This is a genomic window from Halomonas sp. R57-5 (assembly GCF_900070345.1).
GTDB lineage: Bacteria > Pseudomonadota > Gammaproteobacteria > Pseudomonadales > Halomonadaceae > Vreelandella > Vreelandella ventosae_B.
Map to the genome: position 1 here is coordinate 4,863,764 of NZ_LN813019.1, position 15,969 is coordinate 4,879,732.

At 53.3% G+C, this 15,969-nt stretch carries 15 protein-coding genes; all 15 read right to left on the minus strand.

All coding sequences use genetic code 11. The annotated features are described in order from the left end of the window. Window positions 1-28: 28 nt before the first annotated feature. The 15 genes from HALO_RS22190 to HALO_RS22260 all read right to left on the minus strand — a co-directional run bounded on the left by HALO_RS22190 (window position 29) and on the right by HALO_RS22260 (window position 15,649). Entirely contained in the window at window positions 29-1,090 is a 1,062-nt protein-coding gene (locus HALO_RS22190) for a protein-glutamate methylesterase/protein-glutamine glutaminase (RefSeq protein ID WP_035582601.1), read from the minus strand. Between the two features lie 91 nt (window positions 1,091-1,181). After that, window positions 1,182-2,054, minus strand: coding sequence for a CheR family methyltransferase (locus HALO_RS22195; RefSeq protein ID WP_050714052.1), 873 nt, complete (start codon window positions 2,052-2,054; stop codon window positions 1,182-1,184). After that, on the minus strand, window positions 2,051-4,198 hold the full coding sequence (locus tag HALO_RS22200; RefSeq protein ID WP_035582595.1) for a methyl-accepting chemotaxis protein: 2,148 nt from the start codon (window positions 4,196-4,198) through the stop codon (window positions 2,051-2,053). Before HALO_RS22200 ends, HALO_RS22195 begins: the two co-directional genes overlap by 4 nt. A 60-nt stretch (window positions 4,199-4,258) precedes the next feature. Beyond that, the gene (locus tag HALO_RS22205; RefSeq protein WP_231896772.1) at window positions 4,259-5,536 is read right to left on the minus strand and encodes a methyl-accepting chemotaxis protein; all 1,278 of its coding nucleotides are present in this window, start codon (window positions 5,534-5,536) and stop codon (window positions 4,259-4,261) included. 133 nt (window positions 5,537-5,669) lie between these two features. After that, a complete protein-coding gene (gene cheW / locus HALO_RS22210) occupies window positions 5,670-6,167 on the minus strand; it encodes a chemotaxis protein CheW (RefSeq protein WP_035582589.1) in 498 nt (165 codons plus the stop codon). After that, window positions 6,164-8,245, minus strand: coding sequence for a chemotaxis protein CheA (gene cheA / locus HALO_RS22215; RefSeq protein WP_050714053.1), 2,082 nt, complete (start codon window positions 8,243-8,245; stop codon window positions 6,164-6,166). The genes cheW and cheA overlap by 4 nt, the downstream gene beginning before the upstream one ends. Before the next feature lie 53 nt (window positions 8,246-8,298). Next, window positions 8,299-9,246: a flagellar motor protein MotB gene (gene motB, locus HALO_RS22220; RefSeq protein WP_035582586.1), complete on the minus strand. Its 948-nt coding sequence runs from the start codon at window positions 9,244-9,246 to the stop codon at window positions 8,299-8,301. Then, a complete protein-coding gene (motA, locus tag HALO_RS22225) occupies window positions 9,243-10,112 on the minus strand; it encodes a flagellar motor stator protein MotA (RefSeq protein WP_050714054.1) in 870 nt (289 codons plus the stop codon). Before motA ends, motB begins: the two co-directional genes overlap by 4 nt. 253 nt (window positions 10,113-10,365) lie before the next feature. Continuing rightward, window positions 10,366-10,908, minus strand: a complete 543-nt coding sequence (gene flhC, locus HALO_RS22230; protein ID WP_035582580.1) for a flagellar transcriptional regulator FlhC — start codon at window positions 10,906-10,908, stop codon at window positions 10,366-10,368. Further along, a complete protein-coding gene (gene flhD / locus HALO_RS22235; RefSeq protein WP_035582577.1) occupies window positions 10,905-11,237 on the minus strand; it encodes a flagellar transcriptional regulator FlhD in 333 nt (110 codons plus the stop codon). Before flhD ends, flhC begins: the two co-directional genes overlap by 4 nt. 106 nt (window positions 11,238-11,343) lie before the next feature. Beyond that, window positions 11,344-11,637, minus strand: coding sequence for an EscU/YscU/HrcU family type III secretion system export apparatus switch protein (locus tag HALO_RS22240; protein WP_035582575.1), 294 nt, complete (start codon window positions 11,635-11,637; stop codon window positions 11,344-11,346). Further along, window positions 11,621-12,943, minus strand: a complete 1,323-nt coding sequence (gene fliK / locus HALO_RS22245) for a flagellar hook-length control protein FliK (RefSeq protein ID WP_035582573.1) — start codon at window positions 12,941-12,943, stop codon at window positions 11,621-11,623. The genes HALO_RS22240 and fliK overlap by 17 nt, the downstream gene beginning before the upstream one ends. Further along, window positions 12,940-13,347, minus strand: coding sequence for a flagellar protein FliT (fliT, locus tag HALO_RS22250; protein ID WP_035582571.1), 408 nt, complete (start codon window positions 13,345-13,347; stop codon window positions 12,940-12,942). Before fliT ends, fliK begins: the two co-directional genes overlap by 4 nt. Before the next feature lie 7 nt (window positions 13,348-13,354). After that, window positions 13,355-13,771 (minus strand): flagellar export chaperone FliS, encoded by a 417-nt coding sequence (gene fliS, locus HALO_RS22255; protein ID WP_035582569.1) that lies wholly within the window; start codon window positions 13,769-13,771, stop codon window positions 13,355-13,357. A gap of 192 nt (window positions 13,772-13,963) precedes the next feature. Further along, window positions 13,964-15,649, minus strand: coding sequence for an HD domain-containing phosphohydrolase (locus HALO_RS22260; protein WP_327050261.1), 1,686 nt, complete (start codon window positions 15,647-15,649; stop codon window positions 13,964-13,966). Between the last annotated feature and the right edge of the window lie 320 nt (window positions 15,650-15,969).

The following is a 15,969-nucleotide window of genomic DNA, read 5'->3' on the forward strand; positions in this document are numbered from 1 at the left end:
TTTTTAAGCTAAGCTCTGATGAATTGCACTACACACGCTGGGCGCGGCCAGAAGCGGCAATCAACGCCATCATCCGCGAGGGGATATCATCCAGTGACACCACTTCCACTGCCCCGCCCACAGCGATGGCTTCTCGCGGCATACCGAAAACCACACAGGACTGCTCATTTTGGGCAATGGTGGGGGCGCCCGCTTGACGCATCTCAAGCAGCCCTGCCGCGCCGTCCTTACCCATACCGGTCAGAATTACGCCGATGGAATTTTTACCGGCGTGCTGCGCCGCTGAGTGAAATAGCACGTCTACCGACGGCCGATGGCGATTGACCGGCGGGCCATCATCTAATCGCGCCACGTAGTTAGCTCCACTACGTGCCAACTTGAGGTGCTGATCACCTGGGGCAATGTAAGCGTGCCCCGGTAGAATCCGCTCGCCATCACTTGCTTCTTTAACGGTAATCCGACACAGCCGGTCTAAGCGCTCGGCAAATGAGCGGGTGAAGCCGCCGGGCATATGCTGGGTAATCAAAATCGCTGGAGCGTTAGCGGGTAACGGTTCCAGCACCGCCCGAATCGCTTCGGTGCCCCCCGTAGACGCGCCGATAATGATTAGCTTCTCACTCGATACTAACGGGGCTTTCAAGGCCGCAGGCGGTGGCGTATTTTTATGCCGTGCCTGGCGGGGCCGTGAGCGCGCCGCGGCGCGCAGCTTTTCGGCAATCTCGTCGGCGTATTCCATCATCCCATTGCGGATTCCCAGGCTTGGCTTGGCGACGAAATCCAGCGCGCCGAGCTCAAGGGCGCGCAGAGTGATCTCCGAGCCACTTTGGGTGAGCGACGATACCATCAGCACCGGCATAGGGCGCAGGCGCATTAAACGCTCAAGAAAATCCAAGCCGTCCATACGTGGCATTTCCACGTCGAGCGTTAACACATCAGGATTGTGCTGCTTGATCAAATCCCTGGCGGCAATGGGGTCAGGCGCGACTGCGACGACTTCCATGTCGGGCTGGGAGTTAATAATTTCTGTTAACAAATCGCGAATTAGTGCCGAATCATCGACACACAAAACTTTGATCTTGGCTGCGCTCAAAGCACGCCTCCTCTTGCTGTAGACGCCTGATGTGTGATTGCAACCGCCGGAGCCACAGCGCCTAAAGCGATCATAAAGACACGATAATTGTTCATTTCTTGGCCAGGTTATAGACGGTCTGACCACGCAGTTTGAAGGCGTCACTGATGTACGAGAAGTTTTCTGAGTGACCTGCAAACAGCAAGCCATCGGGTTTCATCAGTGGCGCAAACCGCTTAAGAATTTTTGATTGTGTATCTTTATCAAAATAAATCATGATGTTTCGACAGAACACCGCATCAAAAGGGCCTTTAATTGGCCATTGCGGCGCCAGTAAATTAAGTGGCAAAAACTCGACCAAGGCGGATACTTCCGGGCGCACCCGAGCAAAGCCCGCATGGTTACCGGTACCTTTTTGAAAAAACCGTTTTACCCGCGTCTCATCGAGCTTACGCACCTGCTCCAAGGGATAAACACCAGCGCGTGCTCTGGCTAAGGCATCGGTATCAATATCGGTGGCAATCACTTTGGCTTGCGACGCTTTAGCGCCCAGCGTTTCCAGCAACGTCATGGCCAGCGAGTAAGGCTCCTCACCAGKGGAGGCAGCCGAACACCAAATGGTGACCGGGTCTTGCTTGTTCTTTATGTGCTCTGCCAGCAGCGGAAAATGGTGCGCTTCACGAAAAAAGGCCGTGAGGTTAGTAGTCAGCGCATTGGTAAACGCCTCCCACTCTTTGGCCTCTGGCTGACGCTCCAGGCGTACCAAATAATCAGTAAAGCGCGTCATACCGTGGTGGCGTAGCCGCTTTGCTAAGCGGCTATAGACCATTTCACGCTTATGCTCAGCCAGCACGATACCGGCGCGCTGATAGATCAGCTCGCGGATGCGGGTAAAATCCGCATCCGTCAATACCAGATCGCGTTCGATCTGACTGCCCGATGTCCACTGTCCAGCATCTAAAGCCCGTTCACGTTGTTCGGTCAAAACTCTTCCCACTCCTCTGCTGAGGATACTTGCCGTTTAACGGGCGGATTTGGCGTGGTAGCGCTAGGCAGTTGGGCAGCGGGTTTAGATGCTGTTACCACCGGCGGACGTAACGCCCCCTGACTGTTTAATCGAAACGCTTCCACTGATAACGCTAATAGCCCCGCCTGCTTCTCCAGCGAGACCGCCGCACGTGCGGTTTCTTGAACCCGTACGGCATTGCGCTGGGTGCCTTGATCCATCTCTGCGACTGCCTGGTTAACCTGGGCAATGCCATGGCTCTGCTCTTCGGAGGCGGCCGAAATCTCGTGCATGATTTGCGTCACACTGCGCGCTGCTTCTGCCACTTCGCTAATCGCCGCTTCGGCTTTGGTCACCAAACTGGCACCCTCGCCAACTTCACGGTTAGAGCCATCAATCAGGCCGCGAATTTCTTGAGCGGCGCCAGCACTGCGGCCCGCTAGATTACGCACCTCTTCAGCCACCACGGCAAAACCACGCCCATGTTCACCTGCCCGCGCCGCTTCTACCGATGCATTCAAGGCCAGAATATTGGTCTGAAAGGCGATCGAATCGATCACATTGATAATATCAGCCATCTGTTGAGAGCTTTGCGTAATCCGCTGCATATTGTCGACCAACTGCGCCATCAACTCGCCGGTATTGGTTACCTGGATAGCATTGTTATCGGCTAGACGACGGGCTTCTTGAGCGTTTTCACTGTTTTGCCGCACGGTAGCGGTCATTTCTTCCATGCTGGAGGCGGTTTGTTGCAAAGAGGCCGCCTGCTGTTCAGTACGTGACGACAGCTCTTCGTTGCCGCTGGCAATGTCCTGGGCAGCCGGAGTGACCACATCAATACCGCTTTTTACATCGGCGATGATGCTGCTGAGGCTTTTGCGCATAGTATTCAGCGAGTCTATTAATTGACCCACTTCATCACGTCTCTGGGCGGGGACTTTAGCGGCCAAATTACCGCCAGCAATTTGCAGCGTAAAACCTGCGGCACTTTTTAGCGGCCTGGTAATCGCCCGCAGGGTAACCATGCCGATCAAGATAAGCAGCAGCAAACCAATTCCAAGTACTATGGCTTGAGCGCCCAGCATCGTGGTTTGACCTTGCCGAGCGTCAACGGCCATGGCCTCAGCCGCCTGCTGCTTCTGGGCAATCAGTTGATTAACCATGCCTGACAGGATGCGGCCATCGCTGGTCATGACGCTAATCACAGCATCGAGACCGGTAAAGGCTTGGTAGGTCTCTTCTGCCTGAAGCACGCTGGCCGCCTGGCCCATGCCGTTCTGCAGGAAGGTCTGTAGCTGCTGGTCAAACTCGGTGGCAAGCTCAGTCGCATTGACCTCACGGGAATAGTACTCCTGCCACACCTCAGCAACCTCTGCTGCGCTCTCCTCAATGCTTTCACCCATCTCGAAGCGTTGGTTTATCAGCTCCATACGCTCTGGCTCAATCATCGTTTGGCGGGTTTGGGCAATGGTTTGGTCGATTTGCTGCAGGCGAATAACGTCACGCAGGCCATCGTTGTTCAGTTGGCCCAAACGCTCGCCAGAGACATTCAGGCCATACAACCCTAGCCCACCGCTAATTAACAGCAGCAGTCCTGCCACAACAATCATGCCGACCAACTTGGCACGAATGGTATCCAGGCGTACCCGAGCCAAACGCTTGATCACCCCTTTCTGACGCAACCGACCTTTATCCAAATAGAACCGCTTATTGCGGCCTTCGCGTATTTCAGCGTACGCCTGCTCCGCCTGCGCAATGGCTTCGCGACTTGCCTGCACGCGCACCGAGGTGTAACCCACGACTTGGCCATCTTCGATAATCGGCGTCACACTGGCGTTAACCCAGTAATGGTCGCCATTTTTACAGCGGTTTTTAACCAGCCCGCGCCACGTCTCCCCCGTCTTAACGGTTTGCCAGAGGTTTTCAAAGGCTGCTGGCGGCATATCTGGGTGGCGTATCAGGTTATGCGGCGCGCCTATCAACTCCGCGTGTTCAAAGCCGCTAATATCGATAAACGCAGGGTTAGCATAGGTGATGCGCCCCGTGGTATCGGTACGCGAAACTAAAAAGTCGTCCTCTTTTAGCTCAATTTCACGCTGAGAGACTGGCTGGTTATTACGCATAATCTACCTTTTTATAATGTTTTATTTTTTAGAAAAAATTTGCCTGCCCTACCAAGCAAATCAAAACGACGCCCACTCTTCTGCCTCTTCCGCTGGTTGTTTATGCCTTGCCGGGAGACTCGGCGTTGTCGAAGATATTGCCGCCGCTGGCACCACAGCCGGTGAGCGCGGAGTTAAAGCTTCAGTGACCCGAAAACGCTCTACGGCCTCGCGTAAGCGGCCCGCTTCGCTTTCGAGCTCATTGGCACTTCGCGCGGCCTGCTGAACAAGCTGGGCATTTTGCTGCACCACTTGATCCATTTGCGCCACCGCCTGGTTTACCTGACCAATGCCACTACTTTGTTGCTCAGAAGCTGCGGCGATTTCATCCATAATATCGCTAACGCGCTGAACAGCGCCCACCAGGTCTTGCATCGTTTGACCGGCTTGATTGACGCGCTGGGTGCCGGTATCCACCTTACTGAGCGAGGTATCAATTAGCGTACGGATCTCTTTTGCAGCAGCGGCACTGCGACTGGCTAAACTGCGCACTTCCTGGGCCACCACGGCAAACCCCCGGCCATGCTCACCGGCACGCGCCGCTTCCACCGAAGCATTCAGCGCGAGAATATTGGTCTGAAACGCAATATTATCGATAACAGTAATAATATCAGCGACTTGGTGCGAGCTTGCACTAATATCCTGCATGGTGCTCACGATTTCACCGACTTCTTCACCGCTGCGACGGGCCGTCAGGGTCGCACTCCCGGCCAGTTGGCTGGCTTGGCGCGCATTTTCAGCGTTATGACCCACCGTGGAAGCTAGCTGCTCCATGCTGGAAGCCGTCTCTTCTAACGAGGTCGCCTGCTGCTCCGTGCGCGAAGAGAGGTCGTTATTGCCACTGGCAATTTGTTGTGAACGCTCATAAATCGACGTGCCGCTGGTGCGCACAGTGCCTACCGTCTGCGAGAGAGAGGACTGCATATGTGCCATAGCGCTATAAAGCCGCCCGATCTCATTGTTGCCTGGAGAGGTGATCGCCTGGCTTAAATCCCCCTGCGCCATGCGTTCAAAATAGCCCACCAAGCGGTCTAGCGGGCGCAGCACATTGGCCGTCACCCCCCAGATCACAACGATAACCGTAGCGATGGTCATCAACACAATGCCAAGCAGTGCCCAGCGAATCGTCGCGGCAAACGCGCTGAAAGCGGCTTGCTGCGCCTGGACATCGTCCGATGCCTGCACAATTGACGCCCCGTGATGCAGGGCATAAAGGCCGATACCACTGGCAATTAAGACAAGTACCGAAAGCGTCGCTAATACCAAGCCCCAACTTAAGCGCACTGTCATATTATTCATTAATTGCCGCATTCGCTGTGTCACGCCCTTTTCTCCACGCACAACCGACACTCGCAAGCACTTTCCATAGCGCACGAATGCATCATTAGGTGAAACGGATCTGGCACGCTCCCTGTGCCACGCTTGGATCGCCTTACTGGCTGCTGGTACTTTCTACTAGCGCCATCTCGTCGCTGGTGAGCAACTTATCGATATCCACTAGTACCAACATGCGGTCATCTAGACTACCCAGTCCGCTGAGGAAATCAGACGAGAGGGTGACGCCAAATTCCGGTGCTGGCTTAATCTGATCGGGAGTCAATGTCATTACGTCGGAAACGCCATCTACAACGATACCGACCACACGGTCAGCAACATTAACCACAATCACCACTGTCTGGCCGCCGTATTCGACCTTATCAAAGTGAAACTTAATGCGTAGATCAACGATCGGTACAATCACGCCACGTAGATTGGTGACCCCTTTGATAAAATCTGGCGCATTGGCAATTCGCGTTACGTTTTCATAACCACGAATCTCCTGCACTTTCAAAATATCAATGGCGTACTCTTCGTCGCCTAATGAGAACACTAGGAATTCGCGATTTTCGGCTTCTGCGGCTAGCACCGCACCACTGTTKGCTTGACTCATGACGGCTCAGCCTCCTTAAAAGATGAAAGGTTTTGATTGTTTACTWCTTTTCTGCCTGCCTCTTTTTTATATCGGCTCAGGCGGTGTAAACCGGTAATATCCAGAATCAACGCAACGCTACCGTCGCCTAGAATGGTGGCGGCCGAGATTCCGGGTACTTTGCGGTAGTTGTCTTCCAAATTCTTGACCACCACTTGCTGCTGGCCGATTAACTCATCGACTAGCATGGCGTAGCGACGCCCTTCGCCCTGCACAATAACGGCGATGCTTTTGGTGGGATCGGTAATTGCATTCTCGACGTTCAGCACCTCGTGAATGGCGATCACTGGCAGATACTCGTCGCGCACCTTGATCACTACGTCGTCACCGGCCATTGCGTACATGTCTTCTTTAGCGGGCTGAAGCGACTCAAGCACGGTGGAAAGCGGCAGGATAAACGTCTCCCCGCCGACTTTAATCGACATACCATCCAAAATAGCCAGCGTGAGCGGCAGTACGATACGCGTATTGGTGCCTTCGCCCAGCTTCGACTGAATTTCAACGCGACCGCCCATGCTCTGAATGTTGCGCTTCACCACATCCATGCCCACGCCACGACCGGATACGTCAGTGACTTCGTTAGCGGTTGAGAAACCGGGGGCAAAAATGAGCTGGAACACCTCTTCGTCAGACATGGTGTCAGACACGTTAAGGCCGTTTTCGCGCGCTTTGGCCAGCAGGCGATCACGATCCATACCCGCACCGTCATCGCGCACTTCAATCAAAATATTGCCGCCCTGATGGCGCGCCGATAGCGTTAACTTACCAATACGCGGCTTACCAATGGCTTCGCGTACATCAGGCATCTCTACGCCGTGATCAAGGCTGTTACGCACCAAATGCGTTAACGGATCGGTGATCCGTTCAACCAGACTCTTATCCAGTTCAGTCGACTTGCCTTCGGTGATCAGCTCAATCTCTTTGCCCAACTTGCCAGCTGTGTCGCGCACAACCCGTGGGAAACGACTGAAAACGAACTCCATTGGGATCATGCGAATCGACATCACCGCTTCCTGGAGATCCCGTGCGTTACGCTGCAGCAGGCTCATGCCATTTTGCAATGAGGCATTGCCAACCGACTGATCCTCTAAATCGCTAACCGTTTGATCGAGCATCGATTGAGTGATGATGAGTTCACCCACCAAGTTGATAATTTGATCAACTTTATCGACAGATACGCGAATGGATGACGACTCGGCGGCTTTCTTAGGTTTTTCTTTGGCAACTTCTTTTGCCGGGCTCGCCTTAGAGGCGGTGCTTTGCGCAGGTGCTTGCGGCACTGGGGRAGCCGGCGCCGGAGCTTCTGCCTCGGGGGCGGCTGGTTCAGCAGCAACGCCCTCGACGACCGAAATTTCAATCTGATCTGGCTCGATAATAAAGCACATGACGGCTTCAATATCGTCAGCACTGTCGCTACTTTTGAGGATAACTTCGTAGCGCTTGGCGTCGCCGGATTGAGACTGTACTTCGCCAAGCTGCTCTAACTCTTCAACCAGCAAGACGCGGTCTTTATCTGCAACGTTAAGCAGTGCCACTAACAGATGGCCGCCTGCGCCACTCTTTGCTTCTGCGCTGTTGTCCGTACTGGCGTCAGGCGCAGGTGAAGTCTTGGGCTGAGCTGCGGGGGTAGCCGGACCATCTAGCTGCTGGCCGATTTCATCCAGGGCAATTTGTTGCAGCGTTTGGCAAATCCGCTCAAATGCCTCTTGGTTGGGCTCCTCTTCGCTGCGGTAGGCATCGAGTTGCTCATGCATGATGTCTTTAGCCTCTAAAAAGGTATCCACGAGGTCGGCTCGCAGCGTCAGTTCGCCTTTACGTGCGTAATCGAGGAGGTTTTCCAAAATATGAGTGGTTTTCTGTAGTACGGTAAAACCAAAGGTTCCCGCTCCCCCCTTAATCGAGTGGGCGGCACGGAAAATAGCATTGAGCTGCTCACTGTCAGGATCATCAACATCCAATTCCAACAAATGTTGTTCCATATCCGAAAGCAGCTCTTCAGCCTCTTCAAAAAAGGTGTCAAAAAAATCCGCTATATCCATGCACCGCTCCACCTTAACGTCGCTTTTATGTGAAAGGCTCTGACAGGCTCAGATCACTCTGGCGCTTGCACCTGAGGCTCGTCTTGTTGTGTTGATTCAATTTGCGCTTCGGCTGACGCTTCTACTGCTTCGATTGAAGCTTCCGGCGTTTCAGCCCCCGAATCCATCACGGCAGGATTGCGAATCGCCTCTGCAATTTCAGGAAAGAGCACCACCAGCTCTATGCGCCGATTGATCGGATTGGTTGGCTCAGTCTCGGGTAACAATACGCGATCCGCAAAGCCTGATACGCGCAATAGCTGATCTGGATCAAAACCACCCGCAATAAGCTCACGACGCGACGCATTCGCACGGTCATTAGAGAGCTCCCAGTTACTGTAACCGCGATAGCCACCCGCATAGGGAACGCTATCGGTATGCCCACTGATACTTAGCTCATTGGGAAGCTCATTTAACAGCGGTGCAATAGTACGTAGCAGGCTACGCATATAGGGGGCGACTTGGTCGCTACCTAACTCAAACATGGGCCGCTGGTCGGTATCCAAAAGCTGTATACGTAGCCCTTCGCGGGTTAAGTCAAAACGCATCTGACTGCGTAACTGGCGTAACTCGGGATCTTGCTCAATAGCCCGCTCAATACGCTCTTGCAAATTCCTGAAGAAGTTACGCTCCTGCATGCTTGGACGAGTACGCTGAAGGCTATCAATTCGCGCCCGCTCCCCATCACTATGGGTCGGATCCGGCCCACCACCAGGAATCGCGCTGGTGCTGCCCGAACGGTCTCCACCAGTGATCGCCGTTATCAGGGGGGTGCTAAAGTACTCAGCTACGCCCCTGCGCGTCTCTTCACTGGAAACACTCAAAAGCCATAGCACCAAAAAAAAGGCCATCAGAGCGGTCATAAAATCCGCTAGGGCAATTTTCCAAGCACCACCGTGATGGGCATGAACGACTTTTTTGCGCCGAATGACGATCGGGCGCTTGTCACCACCCTTACTCATGCGTTACCGGCCTTTTTTGCATCCCTCACGTACTCTTCAAGCTCCGTAAAGCTCGGGCGCTCGGCGGCAAATAGTGCTTTGCGACCAAACTCAACGGCCAACTGCGGCGCGTAACCATGCAAACTTGCCAGCAGGGTAATACGGATACACTGGAGCATTTTTTCGGCTTCTTTAGCCTGCCGGTCAATGTAGCTTGCCAGCGGGCTGACAAAGCCATAGCCAATTAAGATACCCAAAAAGGTACCCACTAGCGCCTGCCCGATCATAACGCCCATCTGGGCCGGCGTAGCGTCAGCATAGGKGAGTGTTTTAACTACCCCCATTACTGCCGCCACAATACCGAAGGCAGGCATCGCATCGCCAACTTTGGCGATGGCATCGATGGGGATATGAGCTTCCTGCTCAAAAACCTCAATCTCATGCAGCATCAGCTCATCGATTTCCATCGGCTCCATGCCGCCGCTTACCATTAAGCGTAGATAATCCGTAAGGAAATTCATGATATGGGGATCTGCCAGTACCGTAGGATGCTCCTGAAACATAGGGCTCTCTTGCGGGTTATCAATATCCCGTTCAATGCCTAACATTCCCTCACGGCGAATTTTGGACAGTAATTTGAACTGCAGTGCCATCAGCTCCATATAAAGGGCTTTGTTATATTTCTTTGCGCGCTTGAGGCGGGGCAGAATTTTAAATGTCGCTTTAATAGCCTTGCCATTGTTCGCGGCAATAAATGCGCCAACACCTGCGCCGCCAATAATCAGCAGCTCAAGCGGTTGGTACAGGGGGCCTAAGCTGCCACCTGCCAGCACATAGCCACCAAACACAGATAGCAATACGATTACATAGCCTAGAGGTATCAGCACAAGCAGGGTCCTTGCGGTATTCAGTATTAATGTAAGGGAACCAAAACTTAGCCACCTGTTCTGATGTATAAGAGTCGTTCCATCCCAAGCATTACTTATGCCCATCATACTAGGGCTAAGTTATTGTCTAATTAAAAAGCATCGCTGACTTTTGCAGCTATCTACGCCGATACGCTGAGATTTTATGACTAAGCACTCATCACTAAGTGTTATACCCTAATTCTGGCTATCAGTGACAAAGGAGCTGAAATTGTTACATTTTTTCACTATTCTCCTCCCTTGCTTTGCGCGTTTTGCCCGCCCGTGATGGGGGCTGACATATGCCACACACGTAGTGCTGAGCGGGGCTATGGGCGTGGGCCACAAACTGCCCCCCACAGCGTGTGCATTGATTGAGTTGAAGCAAATCACTCTCAAAAAATCGTACCAGGGTCCAAGCACGCGTCAGCCCAAGCACCGGCTCCACCTTTTCCAGCGACATTTGCTCGTCATAGAGGCGATAAGCTTTGACGAAGGCGTCAATTCGATCACAACCCGCCGCCTCTTTCAGGCTTAAATAAATATTGTAAAACAGTGACGAATGAACATTGGGAAGCCAGGTAATAAACCAGTCAGTGGAAAAAGGCAGCATCCCCTTTGGCGGCGACATGCCGCGCACTTCCTTATACAGCTTGATCAAACGCGTACGGCTTAATTCCGTTTCTGTTTCCAGTACCTGCAGACGCGCGCCCAGCTCAATCAATTCGATTGCCAACTGCACTTGGTGCATTTCGTCGATCAAGCTTTTCTGGCTCACTTCGTTTCCCCTGGCGGCATTGGCTCAAATGCTTCTCCGGCCAAAAGCAGTGAAGCGTGCAAACCAGCCAGTCCCTGATCGCGCGGGTTATCAGTGAGCTGACCAAGGCGCTCCGCGCTCATTTGACTAAACCGACACAACAACTGGCTTGTTCGCGCCAACTTGGTCAGCTGGCAAGCACTCAGTGACACAATCAGATCGGCGACATCGCTGTCTATTTTTAAGCGAAACATAGCAGCCTCACGATCTTCATCAAGTAAGCGCTGCGCCAGAAGCAAATAAGCTAAATTTATTTCCTGAATTTCATCGAGAAAGTTGGTTTGACTCATGATGTCCCATTAAACGACTCAGGCGCGATGTTGTGACCATTGTACTGGCGCCATTAATGACTTTTTATTACCTACCCTCATGGTTACATATAACGTCTGTAAATGGCTACTCAGGCATCTCACGATGAGTCAGTCCTTCTTCTGACAGTTCGAACACCCACACCAGGAGCTCCGCAACGATTTGGTAAAGGCCTGCCGGGATTTCTGCGTCCAAATCTAATTGCATCAAAAGCGCTACCAGTTCGGGCGCATCGTGCACATAAATACCCTGTCGCTGGGCTTCTGCCATAATGCGCTCGGCCAAGTCCCCATAGCCTTTAGCCACCACCCGGGGCGCACGATCGTTCTCTTGATAAGCCAAAGCAACTGCTTGGCGACGGCGCTCACCCGGCGTTGCCATAGGTGGCCTCCGCTTCGACATAGCGTGCGCGCAGCTGGACTTTGTGTAAGTCCAAAGCGCTCAGTCGTTTCTCTAATGCGGGCAGACCAGCGTCGATGCGCTGATAAGCCTGGGTACTTTCAGTAGTAAAATCGATACTTAACACATTTCGATAGAGCCACAGCGACGCGTTGAATGACCCTAAATTGGGAACGTCTAACTGCATATCAGAACGCCACCCACCATCCGGCTCGCCCTCTGGTTGCTGCCCCTCCTGCCCCTCACCGCGAGCAGGCAGATTGATCACTAAGGCCATAAAAATACCGGCCCAAACATCGCCCTCCCAACGAATAGTCGGCATTACCAGCATCTCGAGTTGCTGTCGCACGAGGCTCTGCAGGCTTTCGTGAACGACCTCGCGAGCGGGGCGATTCGCGATCAGCTCGGTGATCTCCCTAGCATGGCCTAACTCTGCACGAGCCTGAACACTGTCTCGCGCCTCGCCATGTGTGGAAAGCGGGGCAGGATTATTCAATATCTGCGCAGCACCCGCCTGGGCGGGAGTAGCAGCCGCTTGAGCGGGGGTAGCAGCCGTCGAGCCAGTTGCTAAAAAATGGGAAGCACCCGTCAGCCGAGCAGCTAAGCCTTGCTCATGAGTTACTGGCACTAGTGGGACGTTGGGCAAAATAGCCATGCCCCCCACCCCTAATTGCGCAGGCGCCTGCGCAATTAGGGGTGCCGTAGCAGAGGTTGCAGCTGGTGACGCAGCAGCCGCTAGGCCTGTCGGTAAAAGAGGAGCAAGTGGGCGAGGGCCAGGCTGCATTTGCGGTTGGTTCATTAGCTGCTGGCGAGTTCCCTCGCCCTGAAACCAACGTTTTAGATGCGACTCATAAAACAAACCACTATCGCGAATACTTGCCTCTAAACGCGTTGCGACTGTACTAGCCGCTGGCGTTTCTTGGCTGGTGATTAGCGGCGCTTCTGGTCGCATCACCGAGGGGGGCGCGGGAAACCGTAATAAAACATCAGCAATAGTCCTTGCTGCAGGACTAAAATGGGTCTGCGTTGACCCTGGCGGAGATGGCAGCGCATCACCACGGGGTAATGTGCGCCCCCCATCTGCGGGAAGAGGCAACCGTTTTAAATCGCTCAACGGTGAAGACGATGCTCGCCCATCCAAATTAGCATCGCCCATCACTGCACGCGGCCCTTGGCCCGGAGGAATAGGCTTTACGGGCTGATCCAGCGCCCGCTGCAAGGACAACTCTCCCTGCCGCCCCAGCACTTGGTGCAAGAGCGTATCAATAAGCGGGGTAATACCGCTCACGACGACCTCGTAGAATCAGCATCATCTGCTTCATAAGCGACCTCAGCGCCTTGATGGGGCGCATAAGCGCGATGCAGATCTCGCTGTCGTTGCGAAACCTCAATTAGCTTACCGAGCTCATCACGACGCGACACTAAGCGACGCCGAATATCCACATCGTGCTCAAGAATAAGCTCAAGCAGCTCTGCTTTACGCTGCTGCCCAGCGGCATCAAGTACAACGGTCGTATCCAGCTCACGCAACTGCTCCACCAGCAGTACATAGCTTGTACGCTGATCGATCAGCTCTGCCCACTGCTCGGCATTAGCAAGTTCGTGCATGTGTTCGACGCGACTTAATAGCGTTTCATAACTAGTAAGCAGCGCCTGTTGAGCACTTTTATTATGAGCAGATGTAGATGACATTATTGCCTCACGCGCTCTGCTGTTGGCCAATATCACGCCACGCTGAGGCGATATCTTCGAGCAGATGCTCGGCCTGGTTTAAGCTTTCTTCGTCGTTACGCAGATTCGCCGTCAATAGCAGGCGAGCAATATAGTCATAAAGCGATGCTAATCGCTCGGCAATCTCGCCACCTTTATCTTGATCCAGAGCAGCGGCAAGGCCATTATTAACAATATCCAGCGCTTTCGATATCGACTTACCTTTCTCGGCCGTATTGCCCGCCTGAATATGAATACGCGCAGCACGAATAGCAGCCTGAGCACCGTCAAACAGCATCACAATAAGCTGATGCGGGTCTGCCGACATCACTCCACTTTCTACGCCGACACGCGCATAAGCGTTAGCTCCCCGCCCATAGGCGGCGCCACCGCGAGAGTAAGTCATAAGCGGAACTCCTTTGCGTGGCTTTATGCTCACCCTAGAGAGGGAGAAACCACGAATATTAAAAGACAAAAACAAACTGCACTAACAGTATCTATCGGCGCGAGCCTGGGGGACTTTAATGGCTTACAACGCTTTTTTCTGCACTAGCGATGATATCCACTAGCGGCTTATCACGCATGAACATTTTGTCCATTAAGTAGACACGGCAATCTCGCTAACAGTTCGCCCAAGCCGTTCCGTAATATTATTCCGCACGACCACTCCCACATTGTCACGCATGGGCGGCTCTACCTGCGGCGCAAGCAGTACCTCCGTAGGGTTACCTTTAGCATCAATGCTTAAGACCCAACCCTGCTGCTGACTGGAAAAACGCGCCAACGAGCCCACTGGTAGGCCTTTAAAGTGCTCGATATAACGTTTAATCCAACGCATATCAAATTGGTGCGGATGCTGTAATAAATGGCGGTAAATTTGCTGTACGGTTTTAGCTGGACGATCAGCGCGATCGCGCCGCATTGCCTCGACCACGTCGACAATAGCACTGGCTTTGGCTAACTCATTAAGATCAGCCCCACTCAAGCCTCCAGGATAACCACTGCCATCCATGCGCTCATTAATCCCCCCAATCACTGCCTGCACAATACCCACCGACAGCCACTGACAGGCATGCAAGCGATCTAGCAACAGCTGGACATGCTCACCGACCGCCTCTCGATGCTTAACCTCAAAATGCGGCGCCTTAAACAGCACTTGAGGAACCAAGGCTTTGCCAAGATCGTGAATGAGGCCGCTGGCCACTATCGCTTTGCGCAGCTCGCGGGGCATGCTAGCTCCCACAAAATCGAGCAAATGAATGGCCACTGCAATACCGTGGCGCACAATCAAAGGCTCTGGAGATAAGCATCGCGAGGCAAATAGCAGCGCTTCTCGATCCTCCTCGTGAAGATCTAATACCCGATCAGCATAGCGGGAGAGTTGACGCCCATCGATATCGCTACCTTGCTGTAGCGAAAGCAGCTGCGCATCCAGATAAGCGGCCACTTTTACCAGCCGACGCGCCATGGGCGTCGCGTAGCGCTGTACATCACGCCGCCCAAGCAGCTCTCTGGCACCAGAACGCTTATTGACCAACGCGAATAGCGGAGAGGGCTGGCGCTCGCCCTGCTGCTCTTTTTTATAGCGGGCCGCTTCGCGCTCTATTTCACACACGAAATACCAAATTTGCCGCTCTTGCTCCGCACTACAATCGACAAAGCTAAAGCCGACGCGCAGTAGATGGCGCTCAGCGTCTGTTTTTTGATGGCGAGCCTCTCCTAGCACCTCAAAATAGGTGCCATCGGGAAAGGTAAATGCTAGCTTCAGAGAGATAGCGGCCTTCGCCAACAGACCACTGGCTGCCAACGGCAATTCAAGCTGGCAGCCGTCTTGGGATAAGTCTCTCAGCTCCCCCTCGATCTTGACATCGCCATCATACAAACTCGCCGATACCACCATCCCCATACGCAGCTCAGCGCGAAAAGACTCACGGCGCTGCAGCACTTCCAATGAAGCAGGGTAATCACTGCAACACAAAAAACGCCCTCCGGCCTGGCGCGTTTCCGTCAAGTGCAGCAGCGGCGTTTGCATCACCTTACCCTGCGCCTGCCCACGCAAGTAAAAATCAGCGCCGCCCTGAAGATGGTGGAGCAAATAATCAACAGATGAGAGATCCATCACTAATGCTTGCCCTGGATACTGCTCCATCAAGACGATAGGCTCAGGGCGCGCGCCAGCCGCGGCAAGGCAGAGTGACACTCCCCCCGTTTCGATCAAGGTATTCAGCAGAGACTCGATCACTGTTGTACTTGCTATTGTTTCAAACTCATCCTGCTCCGCCACAATTCTCGCCTCACTTACTCTTATGCGTTAATTAGTTAACCGCAAAGCGGGGAAGCATATCAGATGCCGGCAATGCGGCGTATGCTCAAAAAGCCATCATTCTCATGCTTATTAGGCGAGCTATAGCTTGCAGAGGCAGGAGGTTATATAGTCGGAGCTATCAATAACAAGCAAACACAACACCAAGCTGATCAATGTAAAGTTTTTCTGCGGCCTGCCGATATTAGTATAGAAACGCTTACTAAATTAGTTAAAATTCGAGCTATGGCTGCCGTTTCACGCTATTGCACCACTAACTGGCTGCCAAAGCTGACTTTAAA

Excerpts from the sequence above, each read along its gene's own strand:
- HALO_RS22200 (WP_035582595.1), bottom strand. The coding sequence starts at position 4,198 with ATGCGTAATAACCAGCCAGTCTCTCAGCGTGAAATTGAGCTAAAAGAG.
- HALO_RS22205 (WP_231896772.1), bottom strand. The coding sequence starts at position 5,536 with ATGAATAATATGACAGTGCGCTTAAGTTGGGGCTTGGTATTAGCGACG.
- motB (WP_035582586.1), bottom strand. The coding sequence starts at position 9,246 with ATGAGTAAGGGTGGTGACAAGCGCCCGATCGTCATTCGGCGCAAAAAA.
- flhD (WP_035582577.1), bottom strand. The coding sequence starts at position 11,237 with ATGAGTCAAACCAACTTTCTCGATGAAATTCAGGAAATAAATTTAGCT.
- HALO_RS22240 (WP_035582575.1), bottom strand. The coding sequence starts at position 11,637 with ATGGCAACGCCGGGTGAGCGCCGTCGCCAAGCAGTTGCTTTGGCTTAT.
- fliT (WP_035582571.1), bottom strand. The coding sequence starts at position 13,347 with ATGTCATCTACATCTGCTCATAATAAAAGTGCTCAACAGGCGCTGCTT.
- fliS (WP_035582569.1), bottom strand. The coding sequence starts at position 13,771 with ATGACTTACTCTCGCGGTGGCGCCGCCTATGGGCGGGGAGCTAACGCT.